Origin of the sequence: Salinibacterium sp. ZJ450 (assembly GCF_011751885.2) — a bacterium.
Classification (GTDB): domain Bacteria; phylum Actinomycetota; class Actinomycetes; order Actinomycetales; family Microbacteriaceae; genus Ruicaihuangia.
Genome location: NZ_CP061771.1, coordinates 2,318,011 through 2,334,246 on the forward strand (window position 1 = coordinate 2,318,011; position 16,236 = coordinate 2,334,246).

The 16,236-nt window shown below is 68.6% G+C and carries 13 protein-coding genes; 6 read left to right on the top strand and 7 right to left on the bottom strand.

The window, feature by feature from the left end; translation table 11 throughout:
• Nucleotide 1: 1 nt before the first annotated feature.
• Nucleotides 2-1,249, top strand: coding sequence for a CDP-glycerol glycerophosphotransferase family protein (locus tag HCT51_RS11160; protein WP_166874068.1), 1,248 nt, complete (start codon nucleotides 2-4; stop codon nucleotides 1,247-1,249).
• Nucleotides 1,246-2,739: a CDP-glycerol glycerophosphotransferase family protein gene (locus tag HCT51_RS11165; RefSeq protein WP_166874071.1), complete on the top strand. Its 1,494-nt coding sequence runs from the start codon at nucleotides 1,246-1,248 to the stop codon at nucleotides 2,737-2,739. Before HCT51_RS11160 ends, HCT51_RS11165 begins: the two co-directional genes overlap by 4 nt.
• A 22-nt stretch (nucleotides 2,740-2,761) precedes the next feature.
• On the opposite strand, the gene HCT51_RS11170 is transcribed toward HCT51_RS11165, so the two are convergent.
• Both HCT51_RS11170 and HCT51_RS11175 read right to left on the bottom strand, forming a co-directional pair.
• Nucleotides 2,762-3,805 carry a glycosyltransferase family 2 protein gene (locus HCT51_RS11170; protein ID WP_166874074.1) on the bottom strand — a complete coding sequence of 348 codons (1,044 nt, stop codon included), beginning with the start codon at nucleotides 3,803-3,805 and terminating at the stop codon, nucleotides 2,762-2,764.
• Nucleotides 3,806-3,915: 110 nt separating this feature from the next.
• Complete coding sequence (locus HCT51_RS11175; protein ID WP_166874077.1) at nucleotides 3,916-5,562, bottom strand: S1C family serine protease; 1,647 nt, start codon at nucleotides 5,560-5,562, stop codon at nucleotides 3,916-3,918.
• Between the two features lie 145 nt (nucleotides 5,563-5,707).
• On the opposite strand from HCT51_RS11175, the gene HCT51_RS11180 reads away from it, so the two are divergent.
• Complete coding sequence (locus tag HCT51_RS11180) at nucleotides 5,708-6,904, top strand: aminotransferase class I/II-fold pyridoxal phosphate-dependent enzyme (protein ID WP_166874080.1); 1,197 nt, start codon at nucleotides 5,708-5,710, stop codon at nucleotides 6,902-6,904.
• 15 nt (nucleotides 6,905-6,919) lie between these two features.
• Here the strand turns inward: HCT51_RS11180 and HCT51_RS11185 are convergent, their stop codons facing one another.
• The gene (locus tag HCT51_RS11185; RefSeq protein ID WP_166874083.1) at nucleotides 6,920-7,516 is read right to left on the bottom strand and encodes an EthD domain-containing protein; all 597 of its coding nucleotides are present in this window, start codon (nucleotides 7,514-7,516) and stop codon (nucleotides 6,920-6,922) included.
• Nucleotides 7,510-8,859, bottom strand: coding sequence for an FAD-dependent oxidoreductase (locus HCT51_RS11190; protein ID WP_166874086.1), 1,350 nt, complete (start codon nucleotides 8,857-8,859; stop codon nucleotides 7,510-7,512). The genes HCT51_RS11185 and HCT51_RS11190 overlap by 7 nt, the downstream gene beginning before the upstream one ends.
• Before the next feature lie 196 nt (nucleotides 8,860-9,055).
• Between HCT51_RS11190 and HCT51_RS11195 the strand changes: the two genes are divergently transcribed.
• Nucleotides 9,056-10,387: an MFS transporter gene (locus tag HCT51_RS11195; protein ID WP_166874089.1), complete on the top strand. Its 1,332-nt coding sequence runs from the start codon at nucleotides 9,056-9,058 to the stop codon at nucleotides 10,385-10,387.
• Nucleotides 10,388-10,497: 110 nt separating this feature from the next.
• On the top strand, nucleotides 10,498-11,301 hold the full coding sequence (locus HCT51_RS11200) for an IclR family transcriptional regulator (RefSeq protein ID WP_166874092.1): 804 nt from the start codon (nucleotides 10,498-10,500) through the stop codon (nucleotides 11,299-11,301).
• Between the two features lie 5 nt (nucleotides 11,302-11,306).
• Here HCT51_RS11200 and HCT51_RS11205 read toward each other — a convergent pair whose 3' ends face one another.
• Nucleotides 11,307-12,125 carry a carbon-nitrogen hydrolase family protein gene (locus HCT51_RS11205; RefSeq protein WP_166874097.1) on the bottom strand — a complete coding sequence of 273 codons (819 nt, stop codon included), beginning with the start codon at nucleotides 12,123-12,125 and terminating at the stop codon, nucleotides 11,307-11,309.
• A gap of 32 nt (nucleotides 12,126-12,157) precedes the next feature.
• On the opposite strand from HCT51_RS11205, the gene HCT51_RS11210 reads away from it, so the two are divergent.
• Nucleotides 12,158-13,039 carry a ribokinase gene (locus tag HCT51_RS11210; protein ID WP_166874100.1) on the top strand — a complete coding sequence of 294 codons (882 nt, stop codon included), beginning with the start codon at nucleotides 12,158-12,160 and terminating at the stop codon, nucleotides 13,037-13,039.
• Nucleotides 13,040-13,045: 6 nt separating this feature from the next.
• On the opposite strand, the gene HCT51_RS11215 is transcribed toward HCT51_RS11210, so the two are convergent.
• Entirely contained in the window at nucleotides 13,046-13,888 is an 843-nt protein-coding gene (locus tag HCT51_RS11215) for an ACT domain-containing protein (protein ID WP_166874103.1), read from the bottom strand.
• On the bottom strand, nucleotides 13,854-16,184 hold the full coding sequence (locus HCT51_RS11220; protein ID WP_166874106.1) for an MMPL family transporter: 2,331 nt from the start codon (nucleotides 16,182-16,184) through the stop codon (nucleotides 13,854-13,856). The genes HCT51_RS11215 and HCT51_RS11220 overlap by 35 nt, the downstream gene beginning before the upstream one ends.
• Nucleotides 16,185-16,236: the final 52 nt, after the last annotated feature.

Here is a 16,236-nt window from a genome sequence, read left to right on the forward strand (position 1 = left end):
CGTGTCCGGGTTCACATTCTCAGCAGGCAATGCCGCCAAACTTCTGTCCGTTCCCCTGTATGCCCTCGGTGCATTGGCCACCCTCGTGGTACAACGGCGCGACACCCTGTGGGTGTTCGGCAGCGGCTCCGGGGTCGGCGAGGGCTCCCTCGAGCTGTTGCACACGGTCACCACCGAGAATCCGCAGGTGCGCGCGGTCTGGCTGGCGCGCAACACCACGGATCTCGACCGCGCCCGGCAGCTGCGCATCCCCGCCGTGCTGAAGGACAGCTGGCGCGGATTCCGGCTCACCCTGCGTGCCCGGGTGCTGGTGGTGACCCACGGCTTCGGCGACGTCAATCGGTTCGCCGCCCGCGGCGGGTTCATCGTCCAGCTGTGGCACGGCATCCCGTTGAAGCGCATCCACCTCGACGCGCCAATCACCTTCTCGGCTCCGCGGCCGCTGCGACGTCCGCTGCGCGCGCTGTACCACCGCGCCGCGCAGGGCATCGACCTGCTGCCGGCCGCGAGCGAGCTGGCAGCCGAACGGCTGCGCACCGCGTTCGGTCTACCTGCCGACCGGGTGGTCGTCACCGGCGACCCGCGCGACGACGTGTTGACCAGGGGAACCGACGAGGAACGCCGGGCTCGAGCAGACACCCTGCTGCACGCGAAGCTCGGCCTCGACGGCTCGCCCCGGGTGGTGCTGTTTGCGCCCACCTGGCGTGACGGCGCGGTCGACCCCAGCGTGCCGTCCGCTGCCGACTGGCAGCTGATCGACGAGTGGCTGCAGCGCACCGATTCGGTGCTGGTGGTGCGGCCGCACCCGCACAGCGTCGGCGACTACGCCGCCGGCGCGGTGTCCCGCCGCATCCTGCTGCTCGACGCGGCCCGTCAGAACGACATCACCCCTGTGCTGCCCGCGGTCGACGTACTGATCACCGACTACTCCTCGATCGCCTACGATTTCGCCCTGACCGGTCGGCCGATCTTCTTCCTCGCCCCCGACGTCATCGAGTACTCCGCAAACCGCGGGCTGTACGAGCCATACGAGGCGTTCAGCGGCGGCCGCGAGACCCGGTCGTGGGCCGAGCTGGTCTCGACGCTCGGCCGCGCCGAGACCGATCCGCAGTTCCGCGCCGAGCTGCTGGCACAGACCGAACGTCTGCGCAACAGCCATCACGCCTACACGGACGGCCGCAACACCCAGCGGGTCTACGCCGAGATCCTCGACCGGCTCGCCGGCGACGGGTCCGAGAGGAGAGCATGAGCAGCACCGCGTTCGTCGTCGACTCCATCGCCGTGAGCGATGGCGACCAGCCCACCCTCCGCCTGGCCGGAACCCTCACCGGGGCGGCCCCGCAAGAGATCGAACTGATCGGCGCGCGGCAGCGCTTGGCCGCACCCCTGGAGGTCATCGGTGAGCGGTGGTCGGCGTCGCTGCCGCTGCTGGGGTCGCGGTGGGGAGGCCCGCCGCTGCCGCCGCCGTCCGGCCGGTACCGGTTGGACGCGGCATCCTTCACCGGCGCCATCACGGTTCGCGCGGTTCTGCCAGATCCACTGTTGATTCCGGATGTCGCAGCGCTCGAGTTCGCGGTGACCGACACCCTCGAGCTGAAGCTCACCCCGCCCCTCTACGAGACCGAACGCGGCCCCGCCCAGCAGTCGCAACTCGAGGCGGCATACCGGGCCGCCCAGCCAGAGCCGATCAACGCGGTGTTCTTCGAGAGCTTCTACGGGCAGAACGCCTCGTGCAATCCGCTGGCGATCGACCGGGAACTCAGGCGTCAGCGGCCGGATGTGATGCGCTACTGGAGCGTGGCCGACGCGTCGGTCGCCGTGCCGGAGGGCGCCGTGCGGCTGATCGAGGGCAGCGAACAGTGGTGGCGGGTGCGCGCGTCCGCCCGCCTGCTCGTGGTGAACGACTGGTTGCGCAACCGCTACCGCAAACGCGAACACCAGACGGTGCTGCAGACCTGGCACGGCACACCGCTGAAGCGGATCGCGCTATCCCGGCGCGGCATCCGACCACGGCCCGCGCTGGCGTCCCTGCGCGAGCGATCCCGCTGGAACATCATGCTGTCGCAGAATCCGCACAGCACCCGGACCTTCCGCCGGGCCTACGCCTACTTCGGCCCGATCTGGCAGGACGGCTATCCGCGCAACGACATCCTGGTCACCGGCGACGCCGCCGCCATCCGAAGGCGCCTGGGGATCGCGGATGACGTCACCGTGCTGCTGTACGCGCCCACCTGGCGCGACGACCGACCGGACGAGATTGATCACCTGCAGACGGCGCGCTTCGCCCAGACGCTTGGCGACGGTTACGTCACGCTCATCCGCGGACACGCCAGGACGTTGCGTCCGGGAACGGATGTCCGCGCCCCCAACGTGATCGACGTCACCAGCTACCCGGACATCTCCGAGCTGTTCCTGGTGGCCGACGCACTCATCACCGACTACTCGTCTGTGATGTTCGACTACACCGTCACCGGCAAGCCCGTGCTGTTCTTCACGCCCGACCTGGCGGACTACCGCGACCGGCTGCGCGGGTTCTACTTCGACCTGCTCGAGGTGGCGCCGGGTCCGGTGGCTAATACCTCGGACGAACTGCTGACCCTGGTGCGGGAGCTTGACTCGCTCGGCGACCGGTTCGCGCCGCGATACCGCGCGTGGCAGCAGCAGTTCAACCCGAACGATGACGGGCAGGCCGCGGCACGGGTGCTGGCCAAGCTGCTCGAGCGCGGGGCGATCAGCTAGAGGTACACCGTGAGTGTGCTTACTAGACGTCGGTGCGTGAGGTGTCGCGCACATCCCGGGCGCCGCGCAGCAGTCCCCCGATGAAACCGATGCCCCAGGCCAGGTGCATGGTGGGTAGCACCAGGAAGTACAGCCAGTGGTCGCGGGCGGATTCACCGCGCTCGCTGACGAAGCTGACCCAGCAGAGCAGCAACAGGTAGGCCAGCGGGCCAAGGTACACCACGCTGGCGAGCAGGCTCGGCCATCCGCTGACCACGCCGGTGAGCTGCAACACGCCGAGCACGACGCTGGCGATGACGGAGACGACGAGCAGCGGCGGAACGAAGAAGCGCCACGGGTTGCGGCCCCGATAGCGGCGTACCAGTTCGCCGCGCCAGGCACCGGTGGCCACGAACTGGCGCACCAGCTTGCTCCAGCTTTCGCGCGGCCAGTACGTGACCGTGAGCGCAGGGTCGAACCAGACGGTGTGGCCTGCCGCGCGGATGCGCAGGTTGAGTTCCCAGTCTTCACCGCGGCGCACCGACTCGTCGTAGAGTCCGACCTCGAACAGCACGTCTCGGCGGAACACGCCGAGGTACGCCGATTCGGCCGGGCCTTCCACCGAGCCGCCATGGTATTGGCCGCCGCCCAGACCGATCTTGCTGTTGTAGGCGCGAGCGACCGCCGCCTGGAACGGCGTGCGGCCCTGCGCGTTCATCAGGCCGCCGACGTTCACGGCACCGGTGCGATCGAGCGTCTCGACGGCACGGCGGGTGTAACCCGGCTCCAGCTCGGAATGGGCGTCGACCCGCACGATGATCGGGTAGCGGCTGGCCTCGATCGCCCGATTGAGCCCGGCGGGGATGTCGGTGGCGGGGTTCCGCACCCAGGTGACGCGCGGGTCGTCCTCTGCCATCCGCTGCACGATGGCGTCGGTGTCATCCGTTGATGGGCCCAGGGCGAGGATGAGTTCGCGCTCGCCGGCGTAATTCTGGGCGAGCACGGTGCGGATAGCGCCCTCGACATAACGAGCTTCGTTCAGCACGGGAATCACGTAAGAGACGCCAGGTAGCGAGTCTTGTGTCATGGGGTCCAATGCTCAGGAGAAATCTGCGGCGAGCCTATCAGCCGTGCGGTGTCAGTCAGCGGCACCAAGAAGGGAGCGGGGCCCGGAGGCCTCCGCTCCCTTCGCGGGTGTTACTGCAGCTCGCCGACGGTGACGTCGGTGGTGGTGGCCTCGCCGCCACGCACGTACGTCATCGTGGTGTTGTCGCCGGCGCCGAGCACCCGAACCTGCGCGGTGAGGTCGGTCGGGCTCGTGATCGGCACATCGTTGAAGTTGGTGACGACGTCACCGGCTCGCAGACCCGCCGCCTCGGCAGCACCACCGGCACTGACCTCGGCGATCTGCGCACCGAGGGTGCTGCCATCGGTCACGGGCTGCACCATGGCACCGAGCAGGCCGTGCGAGGCGCTGCCCGTTTCGATGATCTCGGAGGCGACCCGCTTGGCCAGGTTGGCCGGAATCGAGAAGCCGACGCCGATGCTTCCGGCTGCCCCCTGGCCTCCCCCGGCACTGGCGATGGCCACGTTGATGCCGATCAGGTCACCGTTGGCGTTGAGCAACGCACCGCCGGAGTTACCGGGGTTGATCGAGGCATCCGTCTGGATCACGCTGAGCGAAATCGTGCTCGACGGCGCACTCTGCTGCTGGTCGCCCGGGATGTCGAAGTTCCAGAAGTCGAACGGGCTGTCGCCCTGCTCCGGCGCCTGGTCCTCCTGCTGCGAGTCGTCGGGTGCGGCGGATGACGCCACCGTGATGCTGCGGTTCAGCGCGCTGACGATGCCGTCGGTCACGGTGTTCGCGAGGCCGAGCGGAGCGCCGATCGCAATCGCAGTGTCTCCTACGTTGAGGTCGCTGGAGTCGGCGAACTCAATCGCCGGGAGCTTGGCGCTCGGGTCGACTTTGATCACGGCGAGGTCGGAGATCGGGTCGGTTCCGACCACGGTCGCGGTGAGCAACTGGCCGTCGTAGGTCTGCACCTGCACGGTGGGAGCTCCGGCGGCCCCGTCGAGGGTGACCACGTGCGTGTTCGTGAGGATGTGTCCCTCGTTGTCGATGACCACGCCGGAGCCGGTTCCCTGCCCGGCGTCGGACGTGACGCTGAGGGTGACAACACTCGGTGACGCTTTGGCTGCCACCGCGCTGACCAGGGTGGCCTCATCCGCGTTGTTGATGGTGACGGTGCCGGGGTTGGCGCTGCCGACGACCGTGCTCTCGTCGTTCTGATTCGTGGCCCAGAGAGTGACACCGGCACCGGACACCCCACCGACGAGCGCACCGACCGCGAGTGCGGCCACGAACGGGATCGTCGAGCCGCGCTTCGCGGACTTGTTCGGGGGAACATCGCCGCCGCCGGGAGGGGTGGCACCCGACCACTGCCCCTGGCCGGGGTACGGCTGGGTGGGCTGCGTCGCGTGCGGTGTGCTCGGCCCGGCCTGCTGGGACGTCTGAGTGTGCGCGGCGGCGGGCGCAGCCGACGGCGGGGCGTACTGGCCGTAACGGGGCTGGGCGGGCGCCGCGGCAGGGGCCACAAACGGCGCGGTCTGCGTGGGCGGCACGATGGGCGCGGACGTCGCGGGCGCAGCGGGCTCCACGGATGCCGCAGGCTCGGCGACCGGCGCGGTGTTGTACTCAAGCGGCCGCGGCGGTTCGGGTGCTGCGGGCGGCTCGGGAGCGGCCGGCGGCTGCTGGGGGGTCTCGGGCTGCTCAGGAGCGATCGGCTGGTCGCCGCCCTCTGGCGTCACCGGACGGTCATCGGGGGTCGCAGGGAGGTTCGTCATCGTGGTGCTCCTTTCAAAGCGACATCAGCTTGTCCGGCCAAGCTGTGCTTTCTGCAAGCCGTTCCTGTGAGCCAGCTGGTCGTTTTCTATGCGTCTGGCCAATGGTTCGACATGCGGGCGCAAGCCGAGGCGGTAAATTTGCCTGGTGACTGTTTCCGGAGCCTGGCAGCGTGCCGCCCACGGTGCCATGTTGATCGGCACCGATGGGAAAACCCGCCCTACTATCTTCGCGGAAATGTCCGCGCTCGCGAGCCGCACCGGGGCGATCAACCTCGGCCAGGGCTTCCCCGACGAGGACGGCCCGGCCGAAGTGCTGGAAGCGGCCCGGCAGGCGATCAGCGACGGAGTGAACCAGTACGCGCCAGGCGCCGGCATGCCGGTGCTGCGCGAGGCGATCGCGGCGCACCAGAAGCGGTTCTACGGGCTCGACGTCGATGCCGACCGCGAGGTGCTGGTCACCGCGGGCGCCACCGAGGCCCTGGCCGCCACCCTGCTGGCACTGCTGGAGACCGGCGACGAGGTGGCCACCTTCGAGCCGTTCTACGACTCGTATGGGGCAACGATCGCCCTTGCCGGTGCCGTGCACCGCACCGTGCCGCTGCGGGCGCCCGAGTTCCAACCCGATCACGATGACCTGCGCCGCACCGTCACTGACGCCACCCGCATCATCCTGGTCAACAACCCGCACAACCCCACAGGGTCGATGCTGTCCCGCGAGACCCTGCAGCTCATCGTCGAGCTCGCCGAACGGCACGACGCGCTGATCGTGACCGACGAGGTGTACGAGCACCTCACCTTCGGGCAGCAGCACATCCCGGTCGCGACCCTGCCGGGCGCGGCGTCGCGCACGATCACCATCTCCAGCGCCGGCAAGACGTTCAGCACCACCGGCTGGAAGATCGGCTGGCTCACCGCCACACCGGAGCTGGTCGAGGCGATCAACGCCGTCAAGCAGTTCCTCACCTACACCAATGGCGCCCCGTTCCAGCCGGCCATCGCGGTGGGCCTCGGCCTGCCCGACTCCTACTTCACCGACCTCGCCTGGACGCTCCGCGCCAAGCGCGACATCCTGTCGGCCGGGCTCGTCAAGGCCGGCTTCACCGTGTCGCAGCCGCAGGGCTCGTACTTCGTGGTGGCGGATGCCGCGCCGCTGGGTTTCGCGGATGCCGCGGACCTCTGCCGCCGGTTGCCGGAACTCGCCGGGGTTGTCGGCGTGCCGATCAGCGCGTTCGTTTCCCACGAGAACAAGGCCGACTTCGCGTCGCTGGTGCGCTTCGCCTTCTGCAAGAAGGTGCCGGTGCTCGAGCAGGCCGCCTCACAGCTGGCACGGCTCGCCGCGTAGCGCGCCGGATTCACGTCAGCGGATGCGTCTCGTCGTGGTACGCAGGACCCGCAACCCGTCCGGGGCCCCGCTCTCGGTGAACGCCGCCACGACTGCGTCGAACAGCGCAACCGCCTGCGCCCGCGCGACCGGGAGGATGATCACGGTGCTCGGCGCAGCTGCATCTCGCCGCAGGCGCGGACGCTCCATGAGCACGGCATCCGGTTCCGGGCTGCAGACGATGGCGTCATCCGGCAACGGCAGGCCCGGTATCCCGGTGAGGGACGCGGGCGCGAGGATCCACACCTTGTCATCTGAACTGTAGGAGCGACGATCCGTCACCGTGACCGCCGTCAGGGTGCGGATGAACCTGACCTCGTCATCCTGCTGGGTCATCGACGTGTGCTGCTCAGGGGAGGTGACGACACCGTCATCGAACCAGACCTCCACGATGCCGTCGACGCCCGATGCGTCGCCCGACCTCCACCAATCGAGTACGGAGTTCTGCACGTATTCCTGAAGGCCGGGTAGCCGGGAGATGATCTCGGCGTGGGGCGTCGCCCAGTGCTCGTCGAACTCTTCGAAGGACAGGTCGTCGCGCCTCTCGAGAAGAGCGATCCGCTTCCTCAGCATGACGCCACCGCCTCGACGCCCGCGATCGAGCCCGTGATGTGCGCGGGAGCAAGCCCGCCCACGTAGCCGTAGTTGGAGAGCCCGCCGATGTCTGCCCCCGCGGCGAAGACGCCGTCGAGGGGCGAACCCGAGGCGGCGATCACCCGGGTCGCGGCATCGATCGCGATGCCGCCGAGTGTGAAGGTGACCGCCGGCTGCACCTCCAAGGCGTAGAAGGGCCCGCTCCGCAGGAGCCCGAGCTGGGCTGCTGTGGGAGGTTCGGAGCCGGAGACCCGACTGGCGAGCGTCGAGACGCCGACGTCACCGGCAAGGGTGCGGCGCAGCTGTCCCTCGTCGACGCCGAGCGTCCCGAGGGCGACGGCGAGAGCGTCCAGCGTGTCGGCGACGGCGTGCCGCGCACCGTGCTCGACTGCGAACTCGAAGCGATCGAGGCGTCCGAAGTTCGCGAAGGGCTCGGATGCGCCGTACGTCGAGCGCGTCTCGTGGTCGACGATCAGGAACGCCCGCATCCCGTCGAGCTCCGCAAGGTCCTGGTTGAGCAGTTCGTCGCCGCGCGACTCGTCAGCGAACCTCCGGCCGTCGGCGGCCACGAGGATCCCGTGGTTCGAGTAGTACTGGGAGAAGAGCATGAAACGGTCGGGGATGAAGCCCGACACGGGATGCGAGATCAGGTGGCCGTAGAAGGTACCGAGGTCGCCCGCGGTCGCGGCACCGAGCTCGGATGCGAGCCTCAGGCCGTCCCCGGTGCTCCCCGGATTCGACCGCAGAAGGATGTCCTCCCCGACATCCGGCATCCATGTCGCGCGTGCACCGGGCGACCCCTGGAATCCGCCGGTTGCGAACACGATCGCATTCGTCTCCAGATTGGCCTCGCCCTCATCCGATTCGATGACGAGACGGTAGCGCTGGATCGCCGAGGGCTCGATGGCGCGCACCCGCAGGCCCGTTCGGATCTCTCCCCCGGCCTTCAGAAGCCGCTCCTCTAGATGCCCGAGGTAGGCCTTCACGTCAAATGTGAAACCTCGGCCGAAGCCCATGACGTCGTCGGTGGACTGGTCAGAGACGAACACGCCGCTTCGGCGGATGGCGTCCAGGTTCGCGTCGTAGTCCGAGATCACGCGCTCGCCGAGTGCGACGTTGCCCGCCGGCACCCTCGCGCGATACGACTCAAGGTCGGGCGCGGTCCAGAACATTCCTGCCGAGAGCGCGGCGGAGCCACCGAGGCGATCACGCTTCTCGATGAGTACGACACGACGTCCGGCCTCGGCCGCCACCGATGCTGCGCGGAGCCCCGCGAGGCCCCCGCCCAGAACGACTATTTCGGTCGACCATTGCCCAGTCATCGCTACCTCGCGTGTTCGTCATCTTGGAATCGGGACTCGCGTCGAACATAAGCGAGCACGCGTCGAGCACCTCAATTGCTTTCCAGATAGCAGAAGTTGCGCACCTTTCTTCATGGCAGAAAGCAACTTTGAGCGATCCGCGCGCGCCGCTACTTTGAGGGCCGGGCAGAGTTGCCCATGAACGAGAGGTTGCACCATGACCAGCGACGTCCTGGACTCCACGCCACCGGCGACGGGCAGTCCCACAGTTCGCAGCGCCGCGAACAAGACCCAGCGCCGGAGGGCACTCGCCAGCGGCACGCTGGGATCAGCGCTCGAATGGTTCGACTTCGCGCTGTACGGCGCGCTGTCGGCGACGATCTTTCCCGCGCTCTTCTTCTCCGACCTTGGAGAGGCCGGCTCGCTCATCGCGTCGTTTGCGACATTCGGGGTGGGCTTCCTCGCTCGCCCGCTCGGCGCCATCGTCTGCGGGTACTTCGGCGACAAGTACGGCAGGCGTCCCGTCCTGCTCGGAACCTTCATCCTCATGGGGGTCAGTTCGGTTGCGATCGGGCTCCTCCCGGCCAACCAGGGACTCGGCATCGCGGTCATCCTCGTGAGCCTTCGCTTCCTGCAGGGCTTCTCGCTGGGCGGTGAGGCAACCGGCGCACAGCTGATGACGCTCGAGCACGCCAAAGCGAACCAGCGCGGCCGCTTCGGCGCCTTCATCAACATCGGCTCACCGCTCAGCCAGGTGCTCGCCAATGTGACCCTCGTCGTGCTCACGGCGACACTGAGCGAGGCGGCATTCCAGGACTGGGGATGGCGCATCCCATTCCTCCTCAGCGCCCTCCTCGTGCTCGTCGGCCTGTACATCCGCTTCCGGCTCGAGGAGACCCCAGTGTTCGTCGAGTACAAGGCTGCGACGACGAAGTCGGTGAACGGCCTGCAGGTGCTCAAGGCCCACCCCTGGACGATCGTGAAGCTGATGTTCGTGCGTGCCGGCTCGAACGTGACCTTCTACACGATGGCCGTCTATGGCCTGAACTACCTCACGGCCAACGCCGGCTTCAGCAAGGCCGACGCCTTCGTGATCATTCTGGTCGCGAACGGGATCTCGGTCTGCGCCGGCCTGTTCGGCGGCTGGGTGAGCGACCGGATCGGCCGCAAGCCGGTGCTCGCAATAGCGATCATCGTGCAGATCATCGCCGTCGCAGCCTTCTTCCCGGCGGCCTCGACCGGCAGCATGTTCCTCATCATCCTCACGGTCGCCGGGGCGATCAGCGGCGTACAGTTCGAGTTCGGCTCGCAGCCTGCCCTGTACGCCGAGCAGTTCCCGACCAACATGCGATTCTCGGGATCCGCGCTGTCGCTCTCGTTCTCGCAGGTGCTGTTCTCTGCCCCGGCCCCCATGGTCGCGGCGGCCCTCGCGGCGAACGGTGACTTCTGGGTGATCGCCGTGGTCAACGTGGCGGTCCTCCTGATGTCACTGCTGTTCGTGCGCTGGCTCAAGGACAACCACCGCGCTGAGCTCAACGACATCAGCTGAGCACTCTGAAACATCCGATGCCCCGGCCCGCGTGTGCGAGCCGGGGCATCGGCGTTTCCTCGGTGGCTTACAGTGGCAACGCACCCCACGAAAGACCGGACGACCCCCGCATGACCGATCACCAGGCCCCGTACCAACGCCCCCGCTACGCGTTGAGCTCGGTCGACCACGTTCTGAGAATCATCCAGCTGCTACGCGACACCGGGGGCGCTCGACTCTCGGACGTGGCACGGGAGCTGCAGATCTCCCCGTCGGCCGCGCACCGCCTGCTGTCGATGCTCGTCTACCGAGACTTCGCCGCACAGGACGCGACCCGCACCTACATCCCCGGCCCTTCGCTGGGAATCGGACCGACAAGTTCCCCCTGGACCCGAACCCTCAAGTCGCTCGTCGCGCCCCACCTGGAGCTGCTCGCCGAGCGGCTCGACGAGACCGTGAGCCTCATGTTCCGCACAGGCACCCGCACCCGCGTCATCCTGTCGATCGAGGGAACGCAACCGCTCCGCGTCGGCGACCGGATGGGGCTTGTCCAAGACGCGCGTCGCACCTCGGGCGGCAAGGCGATCCTCGCCGAGCACGACCGCTCCCTGCTGGAGAGGCTCTACCGGAGCCAGTCCTCCCAACTGGCGGGGACGCACATGTCGGAGCTCGACTTCGTCCGATTCCTGTCGGCCCTCGAGGAGGTCCGTCAGCGCGGCTACGCGCTGAACAGGGACGAGACCGAGGCAGGCCTGCATGCCCTCGGCATGTCCCTGCAGAGCGCCTCCGGCTCCGTTCTCGCGGCGTTCGCGCTCTGCGTGCCCGCCTCGCGCGGCGCCTCGCTCGAGACTGAGACCACGCTGGCTCTCATGCGCGCGGCGAGGGATGAGATGAACGCCGAGATCCGCGCATCCGCGTTTCGCTTCGAACCCTGAGCGCGTTACCCGACGGGCACAACCCGGAAGCGGCGAAGGCTGAGCGCAGGGTTCACCTCGCGCACTGACTCGATGCGCTCGAGCGACACCTCGGCGAGGGCGATCCCTGGATCGTCGCCGATGCTGGCTAGCGCGACTCCCATCGGGTCGACGATCATGCTGTTGCCCACCCCGATAGGCGGCGCGTGGTCGGCCGCGGCGATGTAGATGGTGTTCTCCAGCGCCCGCGCCGTGACCAGGGTGCGCCACTGGTGTTCCTTCAGCGGGCCGCGCACCCACTCGCTCGGCACCAGCACCAGGTCGGCACCGGCGTCGACGAGCCGCCTGGTGACTTCGGGAAAGCGCAGGTCGTAGCAGGTCTGCACACCAATTTGTATGCCTCGGATCTCGAACAACTCGGGGTCGACGATCGGACCGGCGACCGCGTAGTCGCTTTCCCGATGCCCGAACGCGTCGTACAGGTGCAGCTTGCGGGAGGTGGCGACGAGCGAGCCTGCAGCATCGACCACCACGACGGTGTTCGAGAAGCGGGTGCCGTCGGTCGCCTCGACCACTCCCGCGGCGATGTGCGCCTGCTGCGCGGCGGCGATCGCGGCCAGCTCGCTGACGAAGAGACCGTCGAGCGGCTCGGCGGCCGCCAGCCAGTCCGGACCCATCTCGGCGGAGAAGTACGACGAGTACTCGGGGAACACCACGAGGTCGGCTCCGCGGTCGACCGCTCGGGCCACGAACTCAGCGATCTGTTCGATGTTCGCTCCCCCATTCGTGGTCGGCGCGAACTGGACGACGGCGACCGTAAGGGAGCCGGGCGATTCGGAGCTCATGCCGCCAGCCTACGATCTGCCACAGTGAATCCATGACCTCTCGCCTAATAGTGCTCGGCTCCGCCAATCGTGACCTCACCGTGCTGGTGCCGCGGCATCCGCTCCCTGACGAAACCCTGCTCGGTTCCCGGCTGGTGACCGGCACCGGTGGGAAGGGGGCGAATCAGGCACTGGCGGCCGCGCGCGCCGGAATCCGGCCGCTGTTCGTCGCGGCGTTGGGGACGGATGTCGCGGGCGACGAGCTGCTCGCCGACCTCGCCGGCGGCGGGGTGGATGTCTCTGGCGTGGTTCGGGTGGCGGAACAGCCCACCGGGATAGCGCTGATCACGGTGTCCGAGGCGGGCGAGAACACCATCGTGGTGGTGCCAGGGGCCAATGGCGACTTGGACGTGACGGCCGCAGCGATGGCGGTGTCCGCGGCGAGCGCGCCGGGCACCGTGCTACTGGCGCAACTCGAGATCCCCCTCGAGGTGGTGCAGGCGGGCGCGGTGGCCGTCGCGGAAGCGGGCGGCCGGTTCGTGCTGAACCTCTCCCCCGCGCGGGCGGTCCCCGCCGAGCTGCTCGGCCTCGCCGATCCGCTCGTGGTGAACGAGAGCGAGGCGAGCCTGCTGGCGGGCCAGCCGGTCAGCTCGCCGGAGTCCGCGGCATCCGTCGCCCGTGCACTACTCGAGATGAGCCGGTCGGTGGTGATCACGCTCGGCGCCGCCGGAGTGGTGGTCGCCGACGCCGACGGCGTGCGCCACGTCGATGCCCAGCGGGTGACCGTTCTCGACACCACCGGGGCCGGCGACGCGTTCGTCGGTGCGCTGGTGGCCCGGCTGGCGGACGGCCAGGATCTGGACGCCGCGGTGCTCGCCGGGGTGGCAGCCGGCGCCGACGCGGTGCAGCACGTGGGCGCGCAGCCGCCGCGCTAACCGCAGTTAGCCTCGGCGGTTGCGGGTTGCGGCGGTGAGCTCCACGATTTCGGCCAGCTCGGCCAGCCGGTGGGCACGCGCCGACTCGGCCAGGGTGAAGGGTTCGCCCGGCCGGGAGAAGATCATCGGCCCGCGGTCGGTCGTCGGCACCTTGAGCGTCGTACGGTCCGCGGCATCCGGTACTACGACCGTCGCGCCGTCTGTGACCCGCGCGCCCAGCATCTCGGCGATCGCCAGCGGCAGCTCAGTGGAGTCGCCGGCGATCCGCGCGGCGATGCTGAGCACCCGGGTTTGCCCGTCAGCGAGCGCGAGGGCCGTGGTCGACCAGACGCCAGTGTCGCGGCCTCCACCATCCTCGAGCGCGTCGAGAATGTGCTGCTCGGTGATCGCCTCCGGCGCCTCGAGCACGAACTCGTCGAGAACTCCGCCGTCGACCAGGTGGGAGTGGATGCTGAGGATGTTGATGTCCGCCCGGGCGAGCACCCGTGTCATCCGTTGCAGGGCACCCGGCCTGTCCGGAAGAGTGGTGCGCACCCTCCACAGCGCCGGCGAATCATCCAACCGGCGCCGACCACGCAGCGCCGGCGCGTGCAGCCACCCGCGCAGCAGCCGCTTCACCGACGGCTCCGCCACCCAGATCACCAGCAAGGTCGCGGTCACCGTCAGCACGGCGACCTTGATCAGGAACGGTAGGTGGGTTCCCACCACCAGGGCGTGCACCAGCAGTTCGATCGGCAGGATGGTGGCCACCTGCGCCAGGGTGAGGCGGGTCTTCGCCGGTTCGGGAAGCCGCCCACACACCTCGCACAGCAGGTCAGCTGTCGCTGGGACTCTCGCGTTTCGTCTCATGGTTAACCATGAGGGTTTCGCTGTTACGGGCGGATTGCGGCGACGTCACAACCTCGCGAACGGGCTGGAAGTCGCCCGTTGAGCCGCTCGCGGGGCCGCGGGCTGAGCCGCTCGCTGTACCGTCGGCTGCGCGACCGAGCTTCGACGGCCACCAGATGTACCGCCCGATGTCGTACGACAGCGCCGGCACCAGCAGCGAGCGCACCACGATCGTGTCGAGCAGCACCCCGAACGCCACGATGAACGCCAGCTGCGCCAGGAACAAGATCGGGATCACGCCGAGCGCCGCGAACGTGGCAGCGAGCACCAGACCGGCCGAGGTGATCACCCCGCCGGTGATCGCCAGTCCGCGCAGGATGCCGGTGCGGGTGCCGTGTTTCAGCGATTCCTCACGCACCCGGGTCATCAGGAAGATGTTGTAGTCAATGCCGAGCGCCACCAGGAACACGAAACCGTACAGCGGCACAGCCGGGTCTGCGCCCGGGAAGCCGAGCACCTGATTGAACACCACCGCCGACACACCCATGGCGGCACCGAACGACAGCACCACGGTGAGCACCAGCAGCACCGGGGCGAGGACCGACCGGAGCAACAGCATCAGAATGACGAGAATCACACCGAGGATGATCGGGATGATGGTGTTGCGGTCGTGGATTGACGCGTCGTTCGAGTCGATCGCGGTGGCGGTCACCCCACCGATCAGCGCCTGATCGCCAAACTCGGCACGCAGGTCGCGCACCGTCTGTTCCGCAGCCGACGAGTCCGCGGCATCCGTCAGCGTCGCCTGCAGCATCACCTCACCATCGACCACGGTGGGTTGCGGTGCCGGCGTTCCGGGAGGGGCGAACGCCTGGATGCCGGCATCCGTCACCGGCGCACTGCCGCTCGGCGAGTCGGCACTGAGCACCGACACCGAGTCGATGCCGTCGCTGCCCAGCAGGGCGGTGACGACGTCGTCGAGCGCGTCCTCCGCGACCACGACGTAGGCCGGGCTGCCCGAACCGCCCGGGAAGTGCTCCCCCAGAGCGGTCTGCCCGTCGCGGGCCTCCGATTCGGCCAGGATCAGGTCGCTCGACGGCACTCCATCGGCCTTCAGCTGCAGCACACCGAGGCACGCCACCAGCAGCACCAGCGTGGTGCTGATCCAGATAACGCGCGGCCGCCGTGCGATGAGGCGGGACAGCCACGCCCAGACACCCGTGGTCGGCATCTGCTGTTCCGGATCGGACGCGTGCTCCGGCTCGAACTTGGGGCGGCGCGGCCAGAACGCCGCACGCCCGGCCCAGAGCAGCAGCGACGGAAGCAGGGTGAGCGCGGCGATCATCGAGAACACGATGCCGATGGATGCCACCGGCCCAAGTGCCTTGTTGGAGTTCAGGTCGCTCAGTAGCAGGCAGAGCAGACCGGCTATCACGGTGCCACCGGAGGCGAGGATCGGCTCGAACGCGCCCTTCAGCGCCGCCCAGGTGGCGTGCCACCTCGTCTGGTGCGTGCGCAGCGCCTCCCGGTAGCGGGAGACGTATAGCAGCGAGTAGTCGGTGGCGGCCCCGATCACGAGGATGAACAGGATGCCTTGGGTCTGGCCGCTGAGCAGCACGATGCCCGCTTTGGCCAGCCACCAGACCGAGAGCAGCGCCACGCAGAGGGCGAACATGCTGGTGCCGAGGACGATCAGCGGCAGCAATGGCGACCGGTACACCAGCAGGAGGATGACGAACACGGCGACGAGCGCCACCAGCAGCAGCAGCCCGTCGATTCCGCCGAACGCCGCGACGAGGTCACTGGTGAACCCGGCCGGTCCCGTCACGTACACGGTGACACCATCGGGCAGAGTCTGGTTGGCGGCATCCCGCAGCTCGGCGACCGAATCTGACACGGTGCCGTGGCGGCTGATCGGCACGAACACCTGCGCGGCCCGGGCGTCGTCCGAGGCGATCGCCGGGGACACGTCACCGCTCACCCCGGCGAGGTCGGCGAACCGTTCCGACGCGGCGCCGATGTCGGCGAGGTCGGCCTCGGTCAGGTCGCGCTCCGCGCTGTACAGCACGATCGCGGGGATGGCGTCGCTGTCGCTGAACTCTGGCAGCAGCGCCTGCACCTCGGTGGCGTCGGCACTGGCCGGAAGGTAGGTGGTCTGGTCGTTCGAGGACACCTCGTCGACCCGGCCGAAGTACGGTCCGCCGATGGCCGCCGCGGTGAGCCAGACCAGGATCAGCACGGCCGGGATCAGGGCGCGCAGCCATCGTGGCACGCGCGATTTCGGCGGGGTGGTGGTGAGGGTGCTCCCACGGGTCATCAGGGGTGTGTCCGTTTCTTTCCTCAGGGTGGTTTCTGCCTACCTGGTCATG

Excerpts from the sequence above, each read along its gene's own strand:
- HCT51_RS11165 (WP_166874071.1), top strand. The coding sequence starts at position 1,246 with ATGAGCAGCACCGCGTTCGTCGTCGACTCCATCGCCGTGAGCGATGGC.
- HCT51_RS11170 (WP_166874074.1), bottom strand. The coding sequence starts at position 3,805 with ATGACACAAGACTCGCTACCTGGCGTCTCTTACGTGATTCCCGTGCTG.
- HCT51_RS11175 (WP_166874077.1), bottom strand. The coding sequence starts at position 5,562 with ATGACGAACCTCCCTGCGACCCCCGATGACCGTCCGGTGACGCCAGAG.
- HCT51_RS11185 (WP_166874083.1), bottom strand. The coding sequence starts at position 7,516 with ATGCTGAGGAAGCGGATCGCTCTTCTCGAGAGGCGCGACGACCTGTCC.
- HCT51_RS11190 (WP_166874086.1), bottom strand. The coding sequence starts at position 8,859 with ATGACTGGGCAATGGTCGACCGAAATAGTCGTTCTGGGCGGGGGCCTC.
- HCT51_RS11195 (WP_166874089.1), top strand. The coding sequence starts at position 9,056 with ATGACCAGCGACGTCCTGGACTCCACGCCACCGGCGACGGGCAGTCCC.
- HCT51_RS11200 (WP_166874092.1), top strand. The coding sequence starts at position 10,498 with ATGACCGATCACCAGGCCCCGTACCAACGCCCCCGCTACGCGTTGAGC.
- HCT51_RS11205 (WP_166874097.1), bottom strand. The coding sequence starts at position 12,125 with ATGAGCTCCGAATCGCCCGGCTCCCTTACGGTCGCCGTCGTCCAGTTC.
- HCT51_RS11210 (WP_166874100.1), top strand. The coding sequence starts at position 12,158 with ATGACCTCTCGCCTAATAGTGCTCGGCTCCGCCAATCGTGACCTCACC.
- HCT51_RS11215 (WP_166874103.1), bottom strand. The coding sequence starts at position 13,888 with ATGAGACGAAACGCGAGAGTCCCAGCGACAGCTGACCTGCTGTGCGAG.
- HCT51_RS11220 (WP_166874106.1), bottom strand. The coding sequence starts at position 16,184 with ATGACCCGTGGGAGCACCCTCACCACCACCCCGCCGAAATCGCGCGTG.